General features: G+C 72.4%; 19 protein-coding genes. 1 reads left to right on the forward strand and 18 read right to left on the reverse strand.

Annotation, left to right across the window (positions count from 1 at the left end; translation table 11 throughout):
- Positions 1-16 precede the first annotated feature (16 nt).
- On the forward strand, positions 17-904 hold the full coding sequence (locus Vqi01_RS11325) for a septum formation family protein (protein ID WP_204034694.1): 888 nt from the start codon (positions 17-19) through the stop codon (positions 902-904).
- A gap of 47 nt (positions 905-951) precedes the next feature.
- Here Vqi01_RS11325 and Vqi01_RS11330 read toward each other — a convergent pair whose 3' ends face one another.
- From Vqi01_RS11330 to pyrR, 18 genes are all read right to left on the reverse strand, one after another.
- A complete protein-coding gene (locus Vqi01_RS11330) occupies positions 952-2,412 on the reverse strand; it encodes an RsmB/NOP family class I SAM-dependent RNA methyltransferase (protein WP_372444346.1) in 1,461 nt (486 codons plus the stop codon).
- Positions 2,367-3,293, reverse strand: coding sequence for a methionyl-tRNA formyltransferase (gene fmt / locus Vqi01_RS11335; RefSeq protein ID WP_204034695.1), 927 nt, complete (start codon positions 3,291-3,293; stop codon positions 2,367-2,369). The genes Vqi01_RS11330 and fmt overlap by 46 nt, the downstream gene beginning before the upstream one ends.
- Before the next feature lie 4 nt (positions 3,294-3,297).
- Positions 3,298-3,858: a peptide deformylase gene (def, locus tag Vqi01_RS11340; protein WP_204034696.1), complete on the reverse strand. Its 561-nt coding sequence runs from the start codon at positions 3,856-3,858 to the stop codon at positions 3,298-3,300.
- A 104-nt stretch (positions 3,859-3,962) separates the two neighbouring features.
- Positions 3,963-4,946: an AAA family ATPase gene (locus Vqi01_RS11345; protein WP_204034697.1), complete on the reverse strand. Its 984-nt coding sequence runs from the start codon at positions 4,944-4,946 to the stop codon at positions 3,963-3,965.
- Positions 4,947-5,085: 139 nt separating this feature from the next.
- A complete protein-coding gene (locus Vqi01_RS11350; protein ID WP_239098326.1) occupies positions 5,086-7,077 on the reverse strand; it encodes a primosomal protein N' in 1,992 nt (663 codons plus the stop codon).
- 65 nt (positions 7,078-7,142) lie between these two features.
- On the reverse strand, positions 7,143-8,336 hold the full coding sequence (gene metK / locus Vqi01_RS11355; protein ID WP_204034698.1) for a methionine adenosyltransferase: 1,194 nt from the start codon (positions 8,334-8,336) through the stop codon (positions 7,143-7,145).
- A gap of 90 nt (positions 8,337-8,426) precedes the next feature.
- Positions 8,427-9,638 carry a bifunctional phosphopantothenoylcysteine decarboxylase/phosphopantothenate--cysteine ligase CoaBC gene (gene coaBC / locus Vqi01_RS11360; RefSeq protein WP_204034699.1) on the reverse strand — a complete coding sequence of 404 codons (1,212 nt, stop codon included), beginning with the start codon at positions 9,636-9,638 and terminating at the stop codon, positions 8,427-8,429.
- A gap of 13 nt (positions 9,639-9,651) precedes the next feature.
- Positions 9,652-9,915, reverse strand: coding sequence for a DNA-directed RNA polymerase subunit omega (gene rpoZ / locus Vqi01_RS11365; protein ID WP_007075826.1), 264 nt, complete (start codon positions 9,913-9,915; stop codon positions 9,652-9,654).
- A 51-nt stretch (positions 9,916-9,966) separates the two neighbouring features.
- Positions 9,967-10,500 (reverse strand): nucleoside/nucleotide kinase family protein, encoded by a 534-nt coding sequence (locus Vqi01_RS11370; protein ID WP_204034700.1) that lies wholly within the window; start codon positions 10,498-10,500, stop codon positions 9,967-9,969.
- Positions 10,501-10,525: 25 nt separating this feature from the next.
- On the reverse strand, positions 10,526-10,843 hold the full coding sequence (gene mihF / locus Vqi01_RS11375) for an integration host factor, actinobacterial type (RefSeq protein WP_088962722.1): 318 nt from the start codon (positions 10,841-10,843) through the stop codon (positions 10,526-10,528).
- Positions 10,844-11,015: 172 nt separating this feature from the next.
- Positions 11,016-11,852, reverse strand: a complete 837-nt coding sequence (pyrF, locus tag Vqi01_RS11380) for an orotidine-5'-phosphate decarboxylase (protein WP_204034743.1) — start codon at positions 11,850-11,852, stop codon at positions 11,016-11,018.
- A 77-nt stretch (positions 11,853-11,929) separates the two neighbouring features.
- Complete coding sequence (locus Vqi01_RS11385) at positions 11,930-13,204, reverse strand: adenosylmethionine--8-amino-7-oxononanoate transaminase (RefSeq protein ID WP_204034701.1); 1,275 nt, start codon at positions 13,202-13,204, stop codon at positions 11,930-11,932.
- A 285-nt stretch (positions 13,205-13,489) separates the two neighbouring features.
- Positions 13,490-14,524 carry a quinone-dependent dihydroorotate dehydrogenase gene (locus Vqi01_RS11390; protein ID WP_372444347.1) on the reverse strand — a complete coding sequence of 345 codons (1,035 nt, stop codon included), beginning with the start codon at positions 14,522-14,524 and terminating at the stop codon, positions 13,490-13,492.
- An 82-nt stretch (positions 14,525-14,606) separates the two neighbouring features.
- Entirely contained in the window at positions 14,607-17,960 is a 3,354-nt protein-coding gene (gene carB / locus Vqi01_RS11395) for a carbamoyl-phosphate synthase large subunit (protein WP_204034703.1), read from the reverse strand.
- A complete protein-coding gene (carA, locus tag Vqi01_RS11400) occupies positions 17,953-19,113 on the reverse strand; it encodes a glutamine-hydrolyzing carbamoyl-phosphate synthase small subunit (protein WP_204034704.1) in 1,161 nt (386 codons plus the stop codon). Before carA ends, carB begins: the two co-directional genes overlap by 8 nt.
- Positions 19,110-20,441 (reverse strand): dihydroorotase, encoded by a 1,332-nt coding sequence (locus tag Vqi01_RS11405; RefSeq protein ID WP_204034705.1) that lies wholly within the window; start codon positions 20,439-20,441, stop codon positions 19,110-19,112. The genes carA and Vqi01_RS11405 overlap by 4 nt, the downstream gene beginning before the upstream one ends.
- Complete coding sequence (locus Vqi01_RS11410; protein ID WP_204034706.1) at positions 20,438-21,364, reverse strand: aspartate carbamoyltransferase catalytic subunit; 927 nt, start codon at positions 21,362-21,364, stop codon at positions 20,438-20,440. The genes Vqi01_RS11405 and Vqi01_RS11410 overlap by 4 nt, the downstream gene beginning before the upstream one ends.
- Positions 21,361-21,945 (reverse strand): bifunctional pyr operon transcriptional regulator/uracil phosphoribosyltransferase PyrR, encoded by a 585-nt coding sequence (pyrR, locus tag Vqi01_RS11415; RefSeq protein ID WP_204034707.1) that lies wholly within the window; start codon positions 21,943-21,945, stop codon positions 21,361-21,363. The genes Vqi01_RS11410 and pyrR overlap by 4 nt, the downstream gene beginning before the upstream one ends.
- Positions 21,946-22,137 lie beyond the last annotated feature (192 nt).

The following is a 22,137-nucleotide window of genomic DNA, read 5'->3' on the forward strand; positions in this document are numbered from 1 at the left end:
AAGGTAACGGCGAACGATGCGACGGTGGCTCGCGGCGCTGGCGCTGGCTGGCGTGACAGCGCTCCTGCTCTCCGGCTGCGTGCGGCCGGGCGGGACGGACGGGAATCTCACCAACGACTGGCCCGCGCTGCGCGCGCCGACGATGTTCGTGCCGGCCACCGACGCCTGTCTGCCCCGGGTCACCGCGATCGTGCAGGCGAGCACCTACGAGACCGTGGACTGCGCCCGCAACCACCTGGCTGAGACGGTGCACGTGGGCACGTTCGTCGGCCGGGCGGCGAAGGGTCCACGACCCGAACCGGGTTCGTCGGCACTGCGTGCCGCCCGGGCCGAATGCGACCAGCGCGCCCGGCTGGTGCTCGGTGGGGACTGGCACATCGCCCGGCTGACGCTCAACATCGCCCTGCCGTCGGTGGCGGCCTGGAACGGCGGCGCCCGGTGGTTCCGCTGCGATCTGAGCGAGACCGACAGCATCGACAACACCCGACCGGTGAACCGCACCGGCAGCCTGCGCGGGGCGCTGATCGGCGACTCACCGCTGGTCCACCGCTGCTTCGACCCGAAGCTGATCGGCAACAGCCTGAACTACATGGCCCCCGTGCTGTGCACCGAACCGCACGGCGCCGAGTTCGTCGGGGTGTACACCGAAGAGGACATGAGCTGGGAGGAGTTCAACAACTCGGCCGGCCAGGCGCACCAGCGCTGCATGGAACTGATCGCCGCCTTCGCCGACGTGCCCAACAATCCCGAGTTGCCCTACCGCGCCGGCTCCATCTTCTACCCGCCGTCGCAGCGGGAATGGGAGGAGGGCGACCGCGGGGTGCGCTGTATCTTGTGGAGCGATGACCGCAAGCTCACCGGTTCGATGCGCGGCGTCGGTCCGCAGGGGCTGCCCGTGACCTGACCGACGCGCCCGCCGGGACGATCGCGGGCCGGGTCGACGAAGGGGTCTCAGCCTCGGCGCAGCAGGGCGAGGAACATGGCGTCGGTGCCGTGCCGGTGTGGCCACAGTTGCACCGTCGGTCCGTCGCCGAGCCCCGGCATGCCCGTCGGCAGCGCCGAGCGGGCGTCGACGAAATCGACCGGCGTGCCGCTGCGGCGAGCCGCTTCGGTCACCGACACGTGGGTCTCCACGGTGTGCGGTGAACAGGTCACGTAGGCCAGCACGCCGCCGGGACGGACCGCGCGCAGACCGGCGGCGAGCAGCTCACGCTGCAACCGGGTCAGGGCGGGCAGGTCCGACGGCTGGCGCCGCCAGCGCGCCTCGGGCCGGCGACGCAGCGAGCCCAGACCGGTGCAGGGCGCATCGACCAGCACCCGGTCGAAGTGCCTCTCCGGCAGCTTCGGCTCGGCGCCGACCAGCCGGCCGTCGGTGTTCAGCACGGTGACCGGTAGGCCCCGGGTGGCGTTCGCGACCAGCCGCGCCCGGTGTTCGGCCACCTCCACCGCGGTCAACCGCGCGCCGCGCTGCGCGGCGATGGCACCGAGCAGCCCCGATTTGCCGCCGGGCCCGGCGCACAGGTCGAGCCAGCGGCCGTCCGGGCCGTCCACCGGCGCGACGGCCAGGGCGGTCGCGACCAGTTGCGAACCCTCGTCCTGGACGTGGGCCCGCCCGTCGGCCACCGCCGCCAGGTCACCGGGGGAGCCACCACCGTCGAGATAGACCGCGTACGGCGAGAAGGCACCCGGTGTGCCGCCGGTCTCGTCGGCCAACTCGACCGGGTCGGCGAGGCCCGGCCGGGCGCACAGGTGCACCGGCGGGCGTTCGTTGTCCTCGATCAGCAGCCGGGTGGTCTCACCGAGGTCGCCACCGAGCGCCTCGGCGAACGCCCGGACGATCCACTGCGGATGGCTGTAGGCCAGCGCGAGGTGCCCGATCGGGTCGGTCTCCAGCGGCGGCGCCAGCCGTGACACCCACTCGTCTAGATCGCGCCCGGCGACCTCGCGCAGCACCGCGTTGGCGAAGCCGGTGGCACCCTGACCGACCGTGCGCACCAGGTCGACCGTCGAGGAGACGGCCGCGTGCGCGGGCACCCGGGTGTGCAGCAACTGGTACGCGCCGAGCCGCAGCGCGTCGCGTACCGGCGGGTCGATCCGCTGCACGTCCCGGCCCGCGGCAGACGTGAGGATCGCGTCGAGGGTGCCGAGGCGCCGCAGGGTGCCGTAGGTCAGCTCGGTGGCGAAAGCCGCGTCCCGGCCGATCAGCCCCTGCTCACGCAGGATCGCCGGCAGCACCAGGTTGGCGTACGCGTCGTCGCGGTTGACCGCCGCGACGGCCTCGTACGCGGCGTGCCGCGGCTGGTCCACCGGTGGCCGCCCGGAGCGCGGCCCCCGGCGGTCCGTGCCCCGACGCGGAGCGGTGTCCCTCACGCGAACTCCTCCCCGGCGCTGACCCGGGCACCGCGCGCCCAATCGGGCGCCGACATGGCCCGCTTGCCCGCCGCCCGCACCTCGCCGAGCCGGACCGGCACGGTGGCCGTGCCGGCCAGCACCTGCGCCTTCTCCACCCGCAGCTCGCCGGGCTTCAGATCGGGGGCGTCGGGGGCCGGGGTGACCGGGCCCAGCTTGACCCGCTCGCCGCGGAAGGTCGTCCACGGGCCGGGCGCCGGGGTGCAGGCGCGGATGCGCCGGTCCACCGCGAAGGCGGGGTCGGACCAGCGGACGCGGGCGTCCTCGACGGTCAACTTCGGCGCCAGGGAGACCCCGTCGGCGGGCTGCGGCTCGGCTCGCGCCGTGCCGTCCTCCAGCGCGTCCAGCACCGCCACCAGCAGCCCGGCGCCGGTGTGGGCCAACCGCTCCAGCAGGTCGCCGGAGGTGTCGGTGGGCCGGATCTCGTCGGTGAGGGTGCCGTAGACCGGCCCGGTGTCCAGCCCCTCCTCCAACTGGAAGACGCTGGCGCCGGTCAGCTCGTCGCCGTGCAGCACGGCGTGCTGCACGGGTGCCGCGCCGCGCCAGGCGGGCAGCAGCGAGAAGTGCAGGTTCACCCAGCCCTGCCGGGGGATCTCCAGCGCCACCGGCGGCACCAGCGCGCCGTAGGCCACCACCGGAACACAGTCCGGGGCCAGCTCACGCAGCCGGTCCAGGAACTCGGGCTCGCGCGGGCGGGCCGGGGTGAGCACCTCGATGCCGCGCTCGTCGGCCCAGGCGCCGACCGGGGAACGATGCAGGCCCCGACCACGCCCGGCGGGCGCGTCCGGACGGGTGACCACGGCGACCAGCTCGTGCCGGGAGTCGGCCACGGCGGCGAGGGCGGGGACGGCGACGGCCGGCGTACCGGCGAAGATCACACGCATCGGTTCACCGCCCCAGGCCGAACGGGCTGCCGGCGCCGTGCGGGCTCAGCTTCACGGTGGGCGGCGCGGCGGGGTCGTACCACTCGGCCTGGCGAATCGCCTTCATCGCCTCCTTGCGGCCGGCCGGGTCCAGCCGGTCGACGAACAGCACGCCGTCGAGGTGGTCGGTCTCGTGTTGCAGGCAGCGCGCCATCAGGCCGGTGCCGACGATCTGCACCGGGTCGCCGTGGCCGGTGAAGCCCTTGGCGATCACGTTCTGCCGGCGCTTGGTGTCGAAATACAGCCCGGGAATGGACAGGCAGCCCTCCGGGCCGTCCTGCTCCTCGGCGTCGGGAAATTCCAGGACCGGGTTGACCAGGTGACCGAGCACGTCGTCGACGTGGAAGGTGAACACCCGCAGACCCACGCCGATCTGCGGCGCGGCGAGACCGGCGCCGCTCTGCTCACGCATGGTGTCGGTCAGGTCGGCGACGAGCTTGCGCAGCTCGGCGTCGAAGTCGACCACCGGATCGGCCGGCGTGCGCAGCACCGGGTCCCCGAACAGACGGATGGGCTGGACGGTCACGCGGGTTGGCTCCTTGATCAGTGGGACGGCGAATGCCGTACCAGTCTACGGACCTGCCCGCAGTGGTCCCGGCCGGAGCCCGCCGCCGGCGGCCCGGCGGACACTCAGCCGGCGCTGCCGGGCTCCCCCGCCAACACCGCGTCACCGCCGAGCAGGGCGTGCTCCGGCAACGGCAGGCGGATCTCGTGGGCCGCCTCCCAGTCGTGGATCAGGCTGGGCCGGGTCTGCGCGGCGAAGTAGTCGATGGCGCTGATGTCACCGACCACCGGCTCGTCGACCTCGGCGACGAGCCGGCCGGGCACCAGCCGGAACCCGTTGCGCAGGGCGGCGCTGAGCCGGCGGTGCCCGTCGACCACGAAGAAGTACTCGCCGGTGTAGCCGATCTCCAGCGGCTCCAGGCCCGTCCCGCCCGCCGCGGCGACCTCGTCGACGAAGGTCGAGTCCCAGAGCCCGCGCAGGCTCGCGACGTCCTCGGTCGGGTAGATCCGGGCCGGATCGAGCAGCAGCAGCGGCGGTCCACCGCTCAGCACCTCGGGGGCGAGGCGCCCCTCGTACACGTCGATGATGCGCTCGATCACCTCGTCGGCCGGGGCCCGGGTGGTGTCGCAGATCAGGTCGTAGTTGCGCAGCCGGGCCTTGTCCACGCCGTAGCGGACCAGAAACCGGCCGCGCTCGCTCTCGCTGCGCTCCCGGAGCTTGATCTTGGCCTCTTCCAGCGAGGTGTAGCTCTCGGCCGGGCCGGAGGGGCGCAGCAGCACCCGCCGGGCCGCCTCACCCGCCTCGGTGATCATGTGCACCTTGAGCGCGTCGGTGAAGAAGTGCCAGGCCAGCCGCGAGTCCATGACCAGGCTCTCGCCGGAGGCGGCGATGTCGCGCTGCAACTGGTCGACATAGCCGTCGACGGCCTGGTCCAGCTCGGCGTGCAGGTTGAGCTGGAGCGCGGTCATCTGCCGCTCCTGGGCCATCTGCCGGTAGAGGTCACCGACGCTGACCCGACGCAGCCCGAGCCGCTCGGCGATCACCACCGAGACGGTGCTCTTGCCGCTGCCGAGGTCACCGTTGAAGACGATCGACTGACGAACGGTCACGACTGGTACACCCCTGATCACCGGCTGATAGAGATCATTGATACCGCGCCGGACCGACGCGGGCCCGCCGTCGTGGGCATGACGGGCGATGCTACCACCGCGCCGGCGCACCCCCGAACACCACCCACCGTGACCACCGTCAGAACATTGCGAGCGGGTCGATCTCGAGGCGCACCGGGTCGGGCGCCTTACGGGCGCTGCGCACCGCGGCTGCCGCGTGCAACGCCTCGGCCAACACCGCGGCCCGTGCCCGCGGCACCCGCACCAGCATCCGCTCCCGCTCACCGTCGGCCGGTACCGGGCCGAGCAGTTCCGCCCCGTCGGGCAGCCGCGCCTGCGCCAGCAGATCGGCCACGGCCGCGGGCGAACCGGTGACGCTGGCCATCCGCACCGCCGGCGGGAAGCCCAACTCCCGCCGCTCGGCCAGTTCCCGAGCGGCGAACCAGGGCGCGTCCCAGCGCAGCAGCGCCTGCACCGGCGCGAGCCCACCGTCGGCGACCACCACCACCCGGCCACCGGCGGCGGCCGGTCGGGCCAACGCGGCGGCCGCGCTCCACCGGCGCAGCGCCTCCTCGCCGGCGCGCAGGTCGGCCCGGGTGAGCAACGCCCAGGTGTCCAGCAGCAGCACCGCGCCGTAGCCACCGGTCGCGACCGGTTCGGCGCCGGGCGTCGCGATCACCAGGCCGCCGCCGCCGGGCACCTCCACCAGCACCTCCTCCCGCCCCGAGGTGCGCACCGGCACCCCGGGAAAGGCCCGGCCCAGTTCCTCGGCGGTGCGCCGGGCCCCGACGACGGAGGCCCGGAGCCGCCGCCCACCGCAGTGCGGACAGGCGTACGCCGCGGCGACCCGGGCGCACCAGCGGCAGCCGGGCGCCCCGCCGGCCGACGGCAACGCCAGCGGCCCGGCGCAGTGCGGGCAGCGGGCCGGGGCCCGGCACTCGGCGCAGGCCACCGAAGGCAGGTAGCCGCGCCGCGGCACCTGCACCAGGACCGGCAGGTCCACCCGGAGGGCTTCCCGGGCAGCGGCCCAGGCCAGGCTCGGCAGCCGGGCGGTGGCCGCGGCCGGGTCACGGGCCAGTTGCGGGTCGTCGCCGGTCGGCGCGACGGCGGGGGTACGCGCCCGCAGCACCGCGCGGTCGGCGACCACCTCGCGCGCCCAACCGGTCTCCACCAGCAGTTGCGCCTCGGCGGTACGGGCGTAGCCGCCGACCAGCGCCGCGGCCTGTTCGAGCTGGGCCCGGGTGAGCAGCACCTCACGAGCGTGCGGATACGGGGCCCGAGGCTCGGCGTGCAGGTCGTCGCCGTCGTCCCAGATTCCCACCAGCCCGAGCCGGGCCACCGGGGCGAACATGGCCGCCCGGGTGCCGATCACCACCGGCGCGTCGGCCCGGCGGGCGGTGAGGAAGGCACGGTAGCGCCGCGCTGGTCCGAGCGCGGCGGAGAGGCACACATGTCGGTCCGGGCCGAGCGTCGCCGTCAGCGCCGCGTCGAGCCGGTCCAGGTCGCGCCCGTCGGCGACCACCACCAGGGCACCCCGGCCGCCAGCCACGGTGGCGGCGATCGCCTCGGCGTAGCGGGCCGCCCAGTCCTCCCCCGGCAACGCCGACCACACGGCCCGGGGTGCGCTGCCCGCGGCGAGCGCGCGCAGCAGCGCCGGCCCCGCCGGATAGTCCCGCCACCCGCCCGGCTCCGGCACGCCGAGCGCGCCGGGTCGGGCGGCCGGGTGTTGCGCGGCCACGGCCGTGGACTGTTCGGACGCCGCGGCGGTGAGCTCCTGCGGCGGCGCGACCGTGGGCTTGTCCGGAGCCGCCGAGGCGATGATCTCCTTCTCCACCCGGGCGTGCCGTGGCGGCACCGCGAGGCGCAGCACGTCGGCCAGGCTGCCGGCGTAGCGGTCGCCGACGGCGCGGGCCAGCCGGGCCACCTCGGGAGCGAGCACCGGCACCGGCGAGACCACCTTCTCCAGGTACGCCAGCCGGGGATGGTCGGAGCGCTCGACCCGTTCCAGCAGCCACCCACCGACCAGCTGACCGGCGAAGCGGACCTTCACCCGCACGCCGGGCAGCGCGTCGGCGGCCAACTCCTGCGGGACCAGATAGTCGAACGGCCGGTCCAGGTGCGCCAGCGGCACGTCGACGCAGACACGAGCGACCGGCGACCCGTCGGCAGGTCGCCGGTCGTCCCGCCGGGCGCCGGTCAGGCTCCTGCGGCCGACTTAAGGTCGGCGGCCCGGTCGGTGCTCTCCCAGGTCAGGTCCGGCAACTCCCGGCCGAAGTGGCCGTACGCGGCGGTCTGCTGGTAGATCGGACGCAGCAGGTGCAGATCCCGGATGATGGCGGCCGGACGCAGGTCGAAGATCTCGTTGACCGCCTTCTCGATCGAGGCCACCGACACGGTCTCGGTGCCGAACGTCTCGATGAAGAGGCTGACCGGGTGCGCCTTGCCGATCGCGTACGCGACCTGCACCTCGCAGCGCTCGGCGAGGCCGGCGGCGACCACGTTCTTGGCCACCCACCGCATCGCGTACGCGGCGGACCGGTCGACCTTCGACGGGTCCTTGCCCGAGAAGGCACCACCGCCGTGGCGGGCGTAGCCGCCGTAGGTGTCGACGATGATCTTCCGCCCGGTCAGGCCGGCGTCACCCATCGGACCGCCGATCTCGAACCGGCCGGTCGGGTTGACCAGCAGCCGGTACCCCTCGGTGTCCAGGTCGAGGCTCTCCAGCTCCGGCGCGATGACGTGGTCGCGCACGTCCGGGGTGAGCAGCGAGTCCAGCGAGATGTCCGCGGCGTGCTGGCTGGAGACGACAACGGTGTTGAGCCGCACCGGCCGCAGCCCGTCGTACTCGATGGTGACCTGGGTCTTGCCGTCCGGCCGCAGGTACGGGACGATGCCGTCCTTGCGGACCGTGGCCAGGCGGCGGGCCAGCCGGTGCGCCAGCGCGATCGGCAGCGGCATCAGCTCGGGCGTCTCCGAGCAGGCGAAGCCGAACATCATGCCCTGGTCACCGGCGCCCTGCGCGTCCAGCGCGCTCTCCGACGCCCCGGTACGCAACTCGAAGGCGTTGTCGACGCCCTGGGCGATGTCCGGGGACTGGGAGCCGATCGAGACGCTGACGCCGCACGACGCCCCGTCGAAGCCTTTCTTCGACGAGTCGTAGCCGATACCGAGAATTGTCTCTCGGACGATCGTCGGGATGTCGGCGTACGCCTTGGTGGTCACCTCGCCGGCGACGTGGACCTGACCGGTGGTAATCAGGGTCTCGACGGCCACCCGGCTGTGCGGGTCCTGGCTGAGAAGGGCGTCGAGGATGCCATCACTGATCTGATCGGCGATCTTGTCCGGGTGGCCTTCCGTGACCGATTCGGACGTGAAGAGGCGGCGTGTCACGGCACTCCTAGATTTTTTTGGATGTCGTTGTGCGGCAGTGTAATCAGCAGCCGTCAGTAGCTCGGTCCGCGGTTGTCCACGATCCAGCGATCAGGAGAGGCCGTCCGTGAACCGAGCGACCACCAGATCCCACACGCCGTCGGCCAACTCTTCCTTGGACCGCTCGGGCATCCGGATGACCGAACCGTCCACACCGATGACGGTGGCCGCGTTGGTCTCGGCGCCGAAGACCTTGTCCGGACCGACCTCGTTGATCACGATGAGATCGGCCCGCTTGCGGGCGAGCTTGGCCCGCCCGTTGGCTTCGGCGTCGCCGGTCTCGGCGGCGAACACCACCAGCACCTGCTCCGGTCGGCGGCGCTGGCCCAGTTCAGCGGCGATATCCGGGTTGGTCACGAGGTCGATGGTGGGCGCCGCGCCGTCGTCCGACTTCTTGATTTTGCCAGGCGAGTACGTCGCCGGCCGGAAATCGGCTGGAGCCGCCGCCATCACCACCGCGTCGGCGTCCGTCGCCGCCTTCAGCGTCGCCTCGCGCAGCTCGAGTGTGCTGCCCACCCGGATCACATCCGCCCCGGCCGGATCCGGCAGTGCCACGTTGGCCGAGATCAAGGTGACTCGGGCACCGCGGGCCACGGCGGAGCGGACGAACGCGTAGCCCTGCTTGCCGGAGGAACGGTTGCCGAGGAACCGCACCGGGTCCAGCGGCTCCCGGGTGCCGCCCGCGGTGATCACCACGTGCCGGCCGGCCAGGTCGGCCGGGTCGGCGGCCCCGCGGGCGAGCGCCCGCCGGGCGACGGCGAAGATCTCCGCCGGATCGGGCAGCCGCCCCTTGCCGGTGTCGGCGCCGGTGAGCCGCCCGACGGCGGGTTCGATCACCCGCACGCCCCGGGCCCGCAGCGTGGCGACGTTGGCGACGGTGGCCGGGTGCTCCCACATCTCGGTGTGCATGGCCGGCGCGAGCAGCACCGGGCAGCGGGCGGTGAGCAGGGTGTTGGTGAGCAGGTCGTCGGCGAGGCCGTGGGCGGCCTTGGCCAGCAGGTCGGCGGTGGCGGGCGCGACCACCACCAGATCGGCCTGCTGGCCGAGGCGGACGTGCGGCACCTCGTGCACGTCGGACCAGACGTCCTCGGCGACCGGCTGACCGGAGAGCGCCGCCCAGGTCGGCGGACCGACGAACCGCAACGCGGCGGCGGTCGGCACGACCCGCACCGAATGACCCGACTCGGTGAACAGTCGCAGCAGCTCGCACGCCTTGTAGGCGGCGATCCCGCCGCCGACGCCGAGGATGATCCGGGCGCTCATCGACGCGCGGGGATTACGGCTGGTCAGTCGGCTCGGCGGTGAGCAGGCCTGCGTTGATCTCGCGCATCGCGATCGAGAGCGGCTTCTCCTGAGGGGTGGTCTCGACCAGCGGGCCGACGTACTCCAGCAGGCCCTCGCCGAGCTGGCTGTAGTAGGCGTTGACCTGACGGGCGCGCTTGGCCGCGAAGATGACCAGCGCGTACTTCGACGTCGTCTTCTCCAGGAGCTCGTCGATCGGCGGGTTGGTGATGCCTTCAGGGTTGGCGATGGATCCCACGGGTGAACCTCTGCGTCTTTCGCACGGACCGCGTAACCGCGGTGCCGGCGCTCAACCGCGCGGACGCGGTCGGGCCGGAGCCAGGAAGGAAGAACCGATAAAGCCTACCAGCTCGTTTACCACGCGCTCGGTACGGTCGTGCGACAGACGGCGGTCGAAGGCCACCGCCACGGCAATCTCCGGAAGTCGTCCGGGCGGATGGAGTAGGACGAATCCCGCCTCGGGCCACGCGGCCCGGACCAGCGGCGCCCCGTCGAGATCCAGCGGCAGCAGGACCGGCTGTCCGGCGGCCACCCGGCGGCGCAGCGGGGCGATCTCGGTGCCCCGGCGGTGCGCCCCGAACCAGCTCCACTCCAACAGTTCGCCGGCGGCCACCCGGCGGTCGAACTCCGCCGGCGCGACGAAGTGTCGATGGACGCCGTCCAACTCCCCCTCCCGGCGAGGCCGGGTGGTGAGCGTGATCGGCGTCCACACTGACGGAGAACGCGCCCGGACCGACTCGACGACACTCTCCCTGCCGGCACCGGATGGGCTGACCAGGACAGTGAGCCGAGCCGCCGGGCGCGCCTCGTCATCCAAGCTCACTGCTTGTTTCTACACGCAGCCGTGCTCAGTTGGCGGCGAACTCCCCAAGCAGGGCCTTGCGCTGCTGCTCGCCGAGGCCACGCAGGCGACGGCTGTCGGCGATCTTGAGCTTCTCCATGATCTGGGTGGCCCGGATCTTGCCGATGCCCGGCATCGCCTGCAGCACGGCCGACACCTTGAGCTTGCCGACGACATCGTCGGACTCGGCCCGCTCAAGAACGGCAGCGAGGGTGGTCTTGCCCTGCTTGAGCTGCTCCTTCAGCTCTGCACGGGCTTTGCGGATCTCCGCAGCCTTCTCCAGCGCGGCTGCGCGCTGCTCGGGGGTCAGTGACGGGAGCGGCACCAGTTCTCCTCAGGTCCCTATCGCGACGGGCGGGACGCTCCGCCGCATCTGTGAAACGTGGTGTCGCTGTGAACCCGAGGGGTTCCCAGCGCGGGGAAAACTAGCGGCCAACGGAGCTTTCGGCAACGTGGGCACGCGACCATCGCCACAAAGTGACCGACCCGTCAGTCAGTCATGACATCGCCAGAGCGGCCCGGCAGTCGCCCACTGCGCGGTCCGCCGCGGCCCGCAACGCCGCCGGGTCCGGCCCCGCGCCCAACACCTCCCGGGAGTACGAGGGCAGCACCGCGGGCAGCGCCGAGCCGAACACCGTACGCAGATCCGCCGCCGTGGCGCCCTGCGCTCCGAGGCCCGGTGCGAGCAGTGGACCGTTCACCGCCGACAGGTCGCAGCCGGTCTCGCCGACCGTCGCACCGACCACCAGCCCGATGCTTCCGAGTGGCTGCGCACCTGCATTGAGCTGGGAAACCTCGTCGATCACCAGCTGCGCGACGCTCCGCCCGTCGGCGCCGCGAGCCCGCTGCACGGAGGCGCCCTCGGGATTGGAGGTGAGCGCCAGGACGAAGACTCCGCCCCCGTGCGTGGCGGCCAGTTCGAACATCGGAGCGAGCGAACCGACTCCCAGGAAGGGGCTCGCGGTAACCGCGTCGACATACATGGGGCTGGATGGTTCAAGGTACGCCGAGGCGTACGCGCGGACGGTGGAGCCGATGTCGCCGCGCTTGACGTCAAGCAGAACGAGCGCGCCGCGTTCGCGCAACTGTCGGATAGTTGACTCAAGGACGGCCAATCCTTGGGACCCGAATCGCTCGAAGAACGCCGACTGTGGCTTGATCACCGCAACCCGGTCACCGAGGACGTTGACGACGGTCCGGGCGAACCGTCTCAGCCCGTCGACGTCGTCGGTGAGGCCCCAGCGGGCCAACAGCGCCGGATGCGGATCGATCCCGACGCAGAGCGGCCCCCGCTCGCTGACGGCCCGGTGCAGCCGGGCGCCGAAGCTCTCCATTTCGTCAGTGCTTCCTCTCATGCTCAACCTGGGCTGTCCGCCTACTCAATCCGGGTCGAGCGGCGCCGCAGGACTACTCAACCCGCCTTGACCGCCGCCGTGACCCCCGCCACGATCAGCGCCAGGTCGGCGTCGTCGGTGACGTACGGCGGCATCGTGTAGACCAGATCCCGGAACGGGCGCAACCACACCCCCTGCGCCACTGCGGCGGCCGTGGCGGCCGTGAGGTCCACCTCGTGGTCGAGTTGCACCACACCGATCCCGCCGAGCACCCGCACGTCCACCACGCCTGGCATCGCCCGCAGCGGCTCCAGCCCGGCCCACAGGCCGCGCTCGAGCCTCGACACCTGTGCGGCCCAGTCCCCGGCCCGCAGCAGCCCCAGCGAGGCGTTGGCGACCGCGCAGGCGAGCGGATTGCCCATGAACGTCGGCCCGTGCGCCAACACACCACCGGCGCTGATCTCCCGCGCGATCTCGGCGGTGCACAGCGCGGCGGCGAGGGTGAGATAGCCCCCGGTGAGCGCCTTGCCGACGCACATCACGTCCGGGGCGACCCCGGCGTGCTCGGCGGCGAACATCCTGCCGGTGCGGCCGAAGCCGGTGGCGATCTCGTCGAAGATCAGCAGTACGCCGTGGGCACGGGTCACCTCGCGCAGCACCCGCAGGTAGTGCGGGTGGTGGAACCGCATCCCGCCGGCCCCCTGCACCACCGGCTCGACGATCACCGCGGCCAGTTCGTCGGCGTGCCGTTCGACTGCCTGAACCAGCGCCGCCTCGTACGCCGGGTCGGGCGGAGAGGAGAAACCACCGGGCGGCATCGGAGCGAACACCTGCCGGGGCAACACGTCGCCCCAGAGGTGGTGCATGCCGCCCTCCGGGTCGCAGACGCTCATCGGGTGGAAGGTGTCGCCGTGGTAGCCGCCCCGCCAGGTGCCCAGCCGGCGGCGCTGCGGCCGGCCGACGGCGAGCTGGTACTGCAGGCACATCTTGACCGCGACCTCGACGCTGACCGAACCGGAGTCGGCCAGGAAGACGTGCTCCAGCCCGTCCGGTGCCAGCTCGACCAGGGTGCGGGCCAGCTCCACGGCGGGCGCGTGGGTCAGTCCGCCGAACATGACGTGGCTCATCCGGCCCAGTTGGTCGGTGACCGCCGCGTCCAGCACCGGATGCCGGTAGCCGTGGATCGCCGCCCACCAGGACGACATGCCGTCGACCAGCTCACGCCCGTCGGCCAGGCGCAGCCGGACCCCCTCGGCGCTCTCCACCAGATAGGGCGGCACAGCCGGCGGCAGCGTGGCGTACGGATGCCAGACGTGCGCGGCGTCGGCGGCGAGGATCTCCTCCGGGGTCATCGGCGCTCAGTCACCTCCCCGGTGCCCCGCTGAGCGTGGCTGGCGGCCTGCATCCCGCCGGGACGCCCGCCGGCGGTGTCCAGTCCCTTCTCCGCAGCCTTTGCTCTGCTTCACCGGACGCACCGGTTCTGCGCCAGATCCGTTGCGTGGGTTGAAGCAGAGCAAAGGGCGGAAGGAAGGGGGAAGGTGCTCCGGCCGGAGCCGCTGGTCGGACCAGGCCTGGCGCGGCCAGGCCGGCTGTTCGCGGTCGGGCGGGCCGGCGTGATCGGCGGTCGCGGGGAGGCCTCATCCGGTGCTGGCCGGCAGCGCGGCGCCCGCCGCGGCGCGGGCGACCGCGCGGGGCAGGGCCGGGCCACGGTAGATGAAGCCGGTGTAGAGCTGCACCAGGCTGGCGCCGGCGTCGAACATCCGGGCGGCGCCGTCGGGGTCGACGATGCCGCCGACGCCGATGATCGGCAGCCGCCCGCCGGTCTCGGCGTGGACGAAGGCGACCACCTGCCGGGCCCGGTCGGCCAGCGGGCGGCCGGACAGGCCCCCCGCCTCGCCGGCACGCCCCCGGTCGGCCGGGGCGAGCCCGTCCCGGCTCAGCGTGGTGTTCGTGGCGATCACCCCGGCCGCGCCCCGGGCCAGACACACCTCCAGCAGTTCGGCGATCGCCGGTTCGGTCAGGTCCGGCGCGATCTTCACCAGCACCGGCTTCTCCCCCACCAATGTGGCGAGCAACGCGTCCAGGTGCTCGCGGTCCTGCAGGGCGCGCAGCCCGGGCGTGTTCGGTGACGAGACGTTGACCGCGAAGTAGTCCCCGTGCCCGCGCAGCGCCCGGTAGGACGCACGGTAGTCCTCCACCGCGTCATCCAGCGCCGTCACCTTGGACTTGCCGAGCGAGATCCCCAGCGGTACGCCGAGCGGGCGGGACAGCGCCGCCAGCCGCGCCGCCAGCGCCGCCGCGCCGGCGTTGTTGAAGCCCATCCGGTTGATCACCGCTTCGCTGTCCGGCAACCGGAACAGCCGCGGTCGGGGGTTGCCCGGCTGGGGGTGAGCCGTCACTGTGCCCACCTCGACGAAGCCGAAGCCCAGCGCCGGCCACGCCGGCAGCGCCACGCCGTCCTTGTCCATCCCGGCGGCCAGCCCGACCGGGTTCGGGAAGCGCACCCCGAACACCGTGCGCGGTGCCGCCACGGCGTACCGGCCCCGCAACGCCGCCAACGCCACCGGGCGCTCGGACAGCGCCGACAACCGCCGCAGCGTCCACTCGTGCGCGGCCTCGGCGTCGCCACGCCCGATCCGAAACAACCCCCGCCGCACCACCCGCTCAAACACGCTCACCCTCCCCCTCCCCTGTCTGACCTAGGTAGATCACGAGGTTGACGGCGACGTCGATCTTCTGCCGCTAACCTCATGATCAACGCGGGTGGGGTGGGGGGCGAAGGGCGCTGTGGAGGTCCTGGAGAGGGCGGACCTGCATGTCGCCGCGGATGAGGGCCTCGATGCCCATCACCGCGGCGGCGGCGCCGGGAACGGTGGTGACGCAGGGGATGTCCGCCGTCACGGCGGCGCTGCGGATCTCGTAGCCGTCGGAACGGGCGCTGGCCCCGGAACCCTGCGGAGTGTTGATCACCAAGGCGACCTGGCCGGAGCGGATCAGCGACACCGCGTCGTCGTCGGAGCCGGCCTCGTAGTGCTTGGGGGCAAGCTCGCAGGCGATGCCGTGGCGACGCAGCACCTCGGCGGTGCCGCTGGTCGCGACGATCTCGAAGCCCAGGTCGGCCAGACGCTTGATCGGGAAGATCATGCCGCGCTTGTCGCGGTTGGCCACCGAGACGAAGATCCGGCCCGAGGTCGGCAGCGAGCCGTACGCCGCCGACTGCGACTTGGCGAAGGCGTGCCCGAAGGCGGTGTCGATGCCCATCACCTCGCCGGTCGACTTCATCTCCGGGCCGAGCAACGAATCCACCCCCTTACCGGCGGGCGTGCGGAACCGCTTGAACGGCAGCACCGCCTCCTTGACCGCGATCGGCGCGTCCGGCGGCAGCGTGCCGCCGTCCCCGCTGGCCGGCAGCAAACCCTCGTCACGCAGTTCGGCGACGGTCGCGCCGAGCGCGATCCGGGCCGCCGCCTTGGCCAGCGGCACCGCCGTGGCCTTGGAGACGAACGGCACGGTACGCGAGGCACGCGGGTTGGCCTCCAGCACGTACAGCGCGTCGTCCTTCAACGCGTACTGCACGTTGAGCAGACCGCGTACGCCGATGCCGCGGGCGATCGCCTCGGTGTACCGGCGGACCTGGGCCACGTGCGAGCTGGCCAGGGTGATCGGCGGCAACGCGCAGGAGGAGTCGCCGGAGTGGATTCCCGCCTCCTCGATGTGCTCCATGATCCCGCCGAGGTAGACCTCGCCGTCGGCGTCGCAGAGCGCGTCCACGTCGATCTCGATGGCGTCGTCGAGGAACCGGTCCACCAGCACCGGATGGTTCGGGGAGATGTCGGTGGCCCGACCGATGTAGTCACGCAACGTCACATCGTCGTAGATGATCTCCATCCCGCGCCCGCCCAGCACGTACGAGGGGCGGACCAGCACCGGGTAGCCGATCTCGTCGGCGATCTCCTTCGCCTCCTCGTAGGAGGTGGCGGTGCCGTGGGCCGGAGCCCGCAGGCCCGCCCGGGCCAGCAGCGACCCGAAGGCACCCCGCTCCTCGGCCAGGTGGATCGACTCGGGGGAGGTGCCGACCACCGGCACACCGGCGTCCTTGAGCCGCTGCGCCAGCCCGAGCGGGGTCTGCCCACCGAGCTGCACGATCACCCCGATCACGCCCGGCCCGCCGGCGGCGCGGCCGGAGGAGTCCTCGGCGTGCCAGACCTCCAGTACGTCCTCGAAGGTCAGCGGCTCGAAGTAGAGCCGGTCGGCGGTGTCGTAGTCGGTGGACACCGTCTCCGGGTTGCAGTTGACCATGACGGTCTCGTACGTCCCCCGCAGCGCCTGGACCGCGTGCACACAGGAGTAGTCGAACTCGATGCCCTGCCCGATCCGGTTCGGCCCGGAGCCGAGGATCAGCACCTTGGGCCGGTCCGAGCCGATCACCTCGGTCTCGGCGTCGTAGGAGGAGTAGTGGTACGGCGTGACGGCCTCGAACTCGGCGGCGCAGGTGTCCACGGTCTTGTAGACCGGCCGGATGCCCAGCCGGTGCCGCAGCGTCCGCACGCCGTCCTCGGCGGCCAGTTCGGGACGCAGCGCGGCCAACTGCCGGTCGGACAGGCCGGCCCGCTTGGCCCGACGCAGCAGGTCGACGTCGAGCACCGGGGCGGCCACGATCTCGGCGCGCAGCTCGACCAGAGCGGCGATCTGGTCCAGGAACCACGGGTCGATCCCGCCCGAAGCCACGGCGACCTCACCGATCGAGGCGCCCAGCCGCAGCGCCCGCTCCACCGTGTAGAGCCGCCCGTCGTGCGGCGTACGCAGCGCGGCGAGGGTGTTCTCCTTGGTCGCCCCCGGCGGGTCCGCGACGGTCCAGAACCCGGCCGCCTTGGTCTCCATCGAGCGCATCGCCTTGTTCAGCGCCTCGCTGAAGTTGCGCCCCAGGCTCATCGCCTCGCCGACCGACTTCATCGTGGTGGTCAACTCCGGGTCCGCGCCGGGGAACTTCTCGAACGCGAACCGGGGAATCTTCACCGCCACGTAGTCCAGCGTCGGCTCGAACGCGGCCGGCGTCTTGCGGGTGATGTCGTTGGGGATCTCGTCCAGGGTGTAGCCGATGGCCAGCTTCGCGGCGATCTTCGCGATCGGGAAACCGGTCGCCTTGGAGGCCAGCGCCGAGGAGCGGGACACCCGCGGGTTCATCTCGATGACGACGATCCGCCCGTCGGCCGGGTTGACCGCGAACTGGATGTTGCAGCCACCGGTGTCCACCCCGACCTCGCGCAGCACCGCGATGCCCAGGTCACGCAGGCGCTGGTACTCCCGGTCGGTGAGCGTCATGGCCGGGGCCACGGTCACGCTGTCGCCGGTGTGCACGCCCATCGGGTCGACGTTCTCGATCGAGCAGACCACCACCACGTTGTCGTTGCGGTCCCGCATGAGTTCGAGCTCGTACTCCTTCCAGCCGAGCACGCTCTCCTCGATCAGCACCTCGTGCACCGGGCTCGCGGCCAGCCCGGCGCCGGCGATGCGCTCCAGGTCGGCGTCGCTGTGCGCCATGCCCGACCCGAGGCCGCCCATGGTGAACGACGGCCGGATCACCACCGGCAGCCCCAGCTCGCCGACGGTCTGGCGGACCTCGTCCATGGAGTGGCAGACCCGGGAACGGGGCACCAGCGCGGCCGGGTCCTCGACGCCGATCCGGACCCCCGCCTTGGCGACGATGTCCTTGAACAGCTGCCGGTCCTCGCCGCGACGAATCGCGTCGATGTTGGCACCGATCAGCTCGACGCCGTACTTGTCCAGCACCCCGGCCTCGTGCAGCGCGACCGCGGTGTTCAGCGCGGTCTGCCCGCCGAGGGTGGGCAGCACCGCGTCCGGCCGCTCCTTGGCGATGACCAGCTCGACGAACTCCGGGGTGATCGGCTCGACGTAGGTGGCGTCGGCGAACTCGGGGTCCGTCATGATCGTGGCCGGGTTCGAGTTGACCAGGCTGACCCGGATCCCCTCGTTGCGCAGCACCCGGCACGCCTGGGTGCCGGAATAGTCGAACTCGCACGCCTGCCCGATGACGATCGGCCCGGAGCCGATCACCAGGATGTGCTTGAGATCGGTCCGTTTAGGCATTCGTGCGCCCCTCGCTGTGGGTCCGGCCCTCGATCAACTCGGCGAACCGGTCGAAGAGGTAGTCCGCGTCGTGCGGACCGGCCGCCGCCTCCGGGTGGTACTGAACGGTGAACGCGGGCACATCGCGCGCCCGCAGCCCCTCGACCACGTTGTCGTTGAGGCAGACATGCGAAACCTGAACCCCACCGAACTCGGTCTCGATCACCTGGTCGGGCACCACCGCACCGGGCTGCACGCCGGGCACCTGCACGGCGAAACCGTGGTTGTGGCTGGTCACCTCGACCTTGCCGGTGGCCAGGTCGATGACCGGCTGGTTGGTGCCCCGGTGGCCGTAGCCGAGCTTGTACGTGCCGAAGCCGAGCGCCCGGCCGAGGATCTGACTGCCGAAGCAGATGCCGAACAGCGGCACCCGCCGGCGCATCAACTCCCGGGCCAGCGCGACCGGCCGGTCGGCGGTGGACGGGTCACCCGGGCCGGGTGAGAAGAAGATCGCGTCGGCACCGGTGGCCAGCAGTTCCTCGATGCTCGAGTTCGCCGGCAGGACGTGGGTGGCCACGCCGCGGGCGGCGAGCCGACGCGGCACGTTGCGCTTGATGCCCAGGTCGAGGGCGGCGACGGTGAACCGGTGCTCGCCCTCGGCGGCCACCACGTACGGCGCCGCGGTGGTCACCTCGGCGGAGAGGTCCGCGCCGAGCATCTGCGGTGACTGGCGTACCCGGGCCAGCAGCGCACGGGGGTCGTCGTCGACGCTGGAGATGCCGACCCGCATCGCGCCGCGCTCGCGCAGGTGCCGGGTCAGCGCCCGGGTGTCCACCCCGCTGATGCCGACGATCCCCTCGGTGGCCAGCCGGTCCTCCAGACTGCCGGTGGCCCGCCAGTTCGAACTCACCCGGGCCGGGTCACGCACCACGTAACCGGCCACCCAGATCCGTCGCGACTCGTCGTCCTCGCTGTTGACGCCGGTGTTGCCGATGTGCGGGGCGGTCTGCACCACCACCTGACGGTGGTACGACGGGTCGGTCAGCGTCTCCTGGTAGCCGGTCATCCCGGTGTTGAAGACCGCCTCGCCGAAGCTCTCCCCGACGCTGCCGTACGCCTCGCCGTGGAACGTGCGCCCGTCCTCTAGGACGAGGGTCGCATTCCTGCGTTTCACTTAACAGCCTTTCCGTCCAGGACCGTCGCCTCGCCACGCAGGAAGGTCGCCACGATGCGACCCGGCAGCGTCATCCGGGCGTACGGAGTGTTGCGGCTGCGACTGGCCGACTCCGCCGGGTCGATCACCCGGCGGGCCGCCGGGTCGACCAGGGTGAGGTTGGCCGGCACGCCGGGGGCGGGATCGTGGCCGTGCTCGGTCAGCCCGGCGATCCGGGCCGGGGTGCGCGACATCCGCTCGGCGATCAGGTCCCACTCCGGGCCGAGCACGTCGAGCGCGATCGACAGCGCCGTCTCCAGCCCGAGCATGCCCGGCCGGGCGTACGCCCACTCGCATTCCTTGTCCTCCATCGCGTGCGGGGCGTGGTCGGTGGCGATGATGTCGATCACCCCGTCGACCAGCGCGGCGCGCAGGGCGGCGATGTCGGTGGCGGTCCGCAGCGGCGGGTTGACCTTGTAGACCGGGTCGTACGCTCCGGCCGGGCTCCAGTTGCTCGCGAGTGCGGGGCTCGCAAGCTCACTCCTCCCGCTCACGAGGGCGTCGGTGAGCAGCAGGTGGTGCGGGGTCACCTCGGCGGTGACGCGTACGCCCCGGGCCTTTGCCTGACGCAGCACCTCGACGCTGCCGGCACAGGAGACGTGGCAGACGTGCAGCCGGCTGCCGACGTGCTCGGCCAGCAGCACGTCCCGCGCGATGATCGCCTCCTCGGCCACCGCCGGCCAGCCGGTCAGGCCCAGCCGGGCGGAAACCTCGCCCTCGTGCATCTGCGCGCCCTCGGTCAGCCGGGGCTCCTCGGCGTGCTGGGCGATGATCCCGTCGAACGCCTTGACGTACTCCAGCGCCCGGCGCATCAGCCGCGGATCGGCGACGCAGTGCCCGTCGTCGGAAAAGATCCGCACCCGGGCGGCCGAGTCGGCCATTGCGCCCAGCTCGGCCAGGCGCTCGCCGGCCAGCCCGACGGTGACCGCGCCGATCGGCTGCACGTCGACCAGCCCGGCCTCCCGGCCGAGCCGCCAGACCTGCTCGACCACGCCGGCGGTGTCCGCCACCGGCGAGGTGTTCGCCATCGCGCAGACCGCCGTGTAGCCGCCCAGCGCCGCCGCCCGGGAACCGGTCTCGACGGTCTCGGCGTCCTCCCGGCCCGGCTCGCGCAGGTGGGTGTGCAGGTCGACCAGGCCGGGCAGGGCGACCAGCCCGTCGGCGTCGACCACGCCGGCGCCCGGCGCGGACAGCCCCGGACCGGCCTCGGCGACGACGCCGTCGCGCAGCAGCAGGTCGGTCGGCGCGGCGCCGAGCACGCTGACGTTCCTGATCAGGTACGAGTTCACCGGTTGTTCCCCCCGAGCAGCAGGTAGAGGACGGCCATCCGGACGGAGACCCCGTTGGCGACCTGTTCGACGATGGTGGAGCGGGGCGAGTCGGCGACCTCCGGCGTGATCTCCATCCCCCGGTTCATCGGGCCGGGGTGCATCACGATCGCGTGGCCCGGCATCCGGCGCATCCGCGCGCCGTCCAGGCCGTAGCGGCGGGCGTACTCGCGGGCGGACGGAAAGTAGGAATCGTTCATCCGTTCCCGCTGCACCCGCAGCATCATCACCACGTCCGCCGACGGCAGCACCGCGTCCAGGTCGTAGCAGACGTCGGTACCCGACGCGAGGGCCGCGGCGATGTCGACCGGAATGAGGGTGGGCGGCCCGACCAGGGTCACCTTGGCACCGAGCGTGGACAGCAGCAGCACGTTGGAGCGGGCCACCCGGGAGTGCAGCACGTCGCCGACCACCACGACCGACAGACCGGCCAGCCGGCCCAGTCGGGAGCGCATGGTGTACGCGTCGAGCAGCGCCTGGGTGGGATGCTCGTGGGTGCCGTCGCCGGCGTTGATCACCGAACCGTCGACCCAGTCGGCGAGCCGGTGCGGGGCGCCGGAGGCGGCATGCCGGACGACGACCGCGTCGGCACCCATCGCCTGAAGGGTCAACGCGGTGTCCTTCAGGCTCTCGCCCTTGGCGACGCTGGACCCCTTCGCGGAAAAGTTGATCACGTCGGCGGAGAGCCGCTTGGCCGCCGCCTCGAAGGAGATCCGGGTGCGGGTGGAGTCCTCGTAGAAGAGGTTGACCACCGTACGGCCGCGCAGCGCGGGCAACTTCTTGATCTCGCGGCCAGCCACCGCCGCCATCTCCGCGGCGGTGTCCAGGATCTGGGTGGCGGTGTCGGCGTCGAGGTCGGCGCCGGAGAGCAGATGCCTGATCAAGGGAGGGTCCCTCCGTAGAGGCGGACCTCGTCGGTGCCGTCGGTCTCGGCCAGCGTCACCTTCACGTTCTCGGCGAGCGCGGTCGGGATGTTCTTGCCGACATAGTCGGCCCGGATCGGCAACTGCCGGTGGCCGCGGTCGACCAGCACGGCGAGCTGCACGGACGCCGGCCGCCCGAGGTCGCCCAGTGCGTCGAGGGCGGCGCGTACCGTCCGCCCGGAGAAGAGCACGTCGTCGACGAGGACCACCCGCTGGCCGTCGATGCCACCGGCGGGCAGCTGGGTCGGGCCGACCGCCCGGGTGGCGTTGCGGCGCAGGTCATCGCGGTAGAGGGTGATGTCGAGCACACCGACCGGCACGGCGACACCCTCGAAGGCGCTGATCCGGGCGGCGAGCCGCCGGGCGAGGGGGGCACCGCGAGTCGGGATGCCGAGCAGCACGGTGTCGGCGGCGCCCTGGGTCTTCTCGAGGATCTGGTGGGCGATCCGGTCGACGACGCGCTGCACGTCAGCGCTGGTCAGAATCACCTTCACCGAGGGTTGTCGCGGCGGCGACGAGTGGGCAGCCGATGGCTGAGCCACGGCGGACCTCCTTTCCCGCCTCACGGGACGGGTCGTTAAAGGATGTCGGATCCTCCGGGCCGGTCGCTGGACGGCCGGCGGAAGCTGCGGCCACGTTACCAGCGATCGGCATCGCCACCAGGGGCGGGACCGAGTGGCCCTGACCACGCCGAAGCGTCACCGGACAGCGTATCGATTCAGCTGTCGAAACGG

This window comes from Micromonospora qiuiae, from assembly GCF_016863555.1.
Lineage (GTDB): Bacteria > Actinomycetota > Actinomycetes > Mycobacteriales > Micromonosporaceae > Micromonospora > Micromonospora qiuiae.

Bases quoted from the DNA above. Each gene is read 5' to 3' on its own strand.
- coaBC (WP_204034699.1), bottom strand. From the start codon at position 9,638: ATGAGCGCCCGGATCATCCTCGGCGTCGGCGGCGGGATCGCCGCCTAC.
- pyrF (WP_204034743.1), bottom strand. From the start codon at position 11,852: ATGGAGAGCTTCGGCGCCCGGCTGCACCGGGCCGTCAGCGAGCGGGGG.
- fmt (WP_204034695.1), bottom strand. From the start codon at position 3,293: ATGCGTGTGATCTTCGCCGGTACGCCGGCCGTCGCCGTCCCCGCCCTC.
- Vqi01_RS11385 (WP_204034701.1), bottom strand. From the start codon at position 13,204: ATGACCCCGGAGGAGATCCTCGCCGCCGACGCCGCGCACGTCTGGCAT.
- carB (WP_204034703.1), bottom strand. From the start codon at position 17,960: ATGCCTAAACGGACCGATCTCAAGCACATCCTGGTGATCGGCTCCGGG.
- Vqi01_RS11325 (WP_204034694.1), top strand. From the start codon at position 17: ATGCGACGGTGGCTCGCGGCGCTGGCGCTGGCTGGCGTGACAGCGCTC.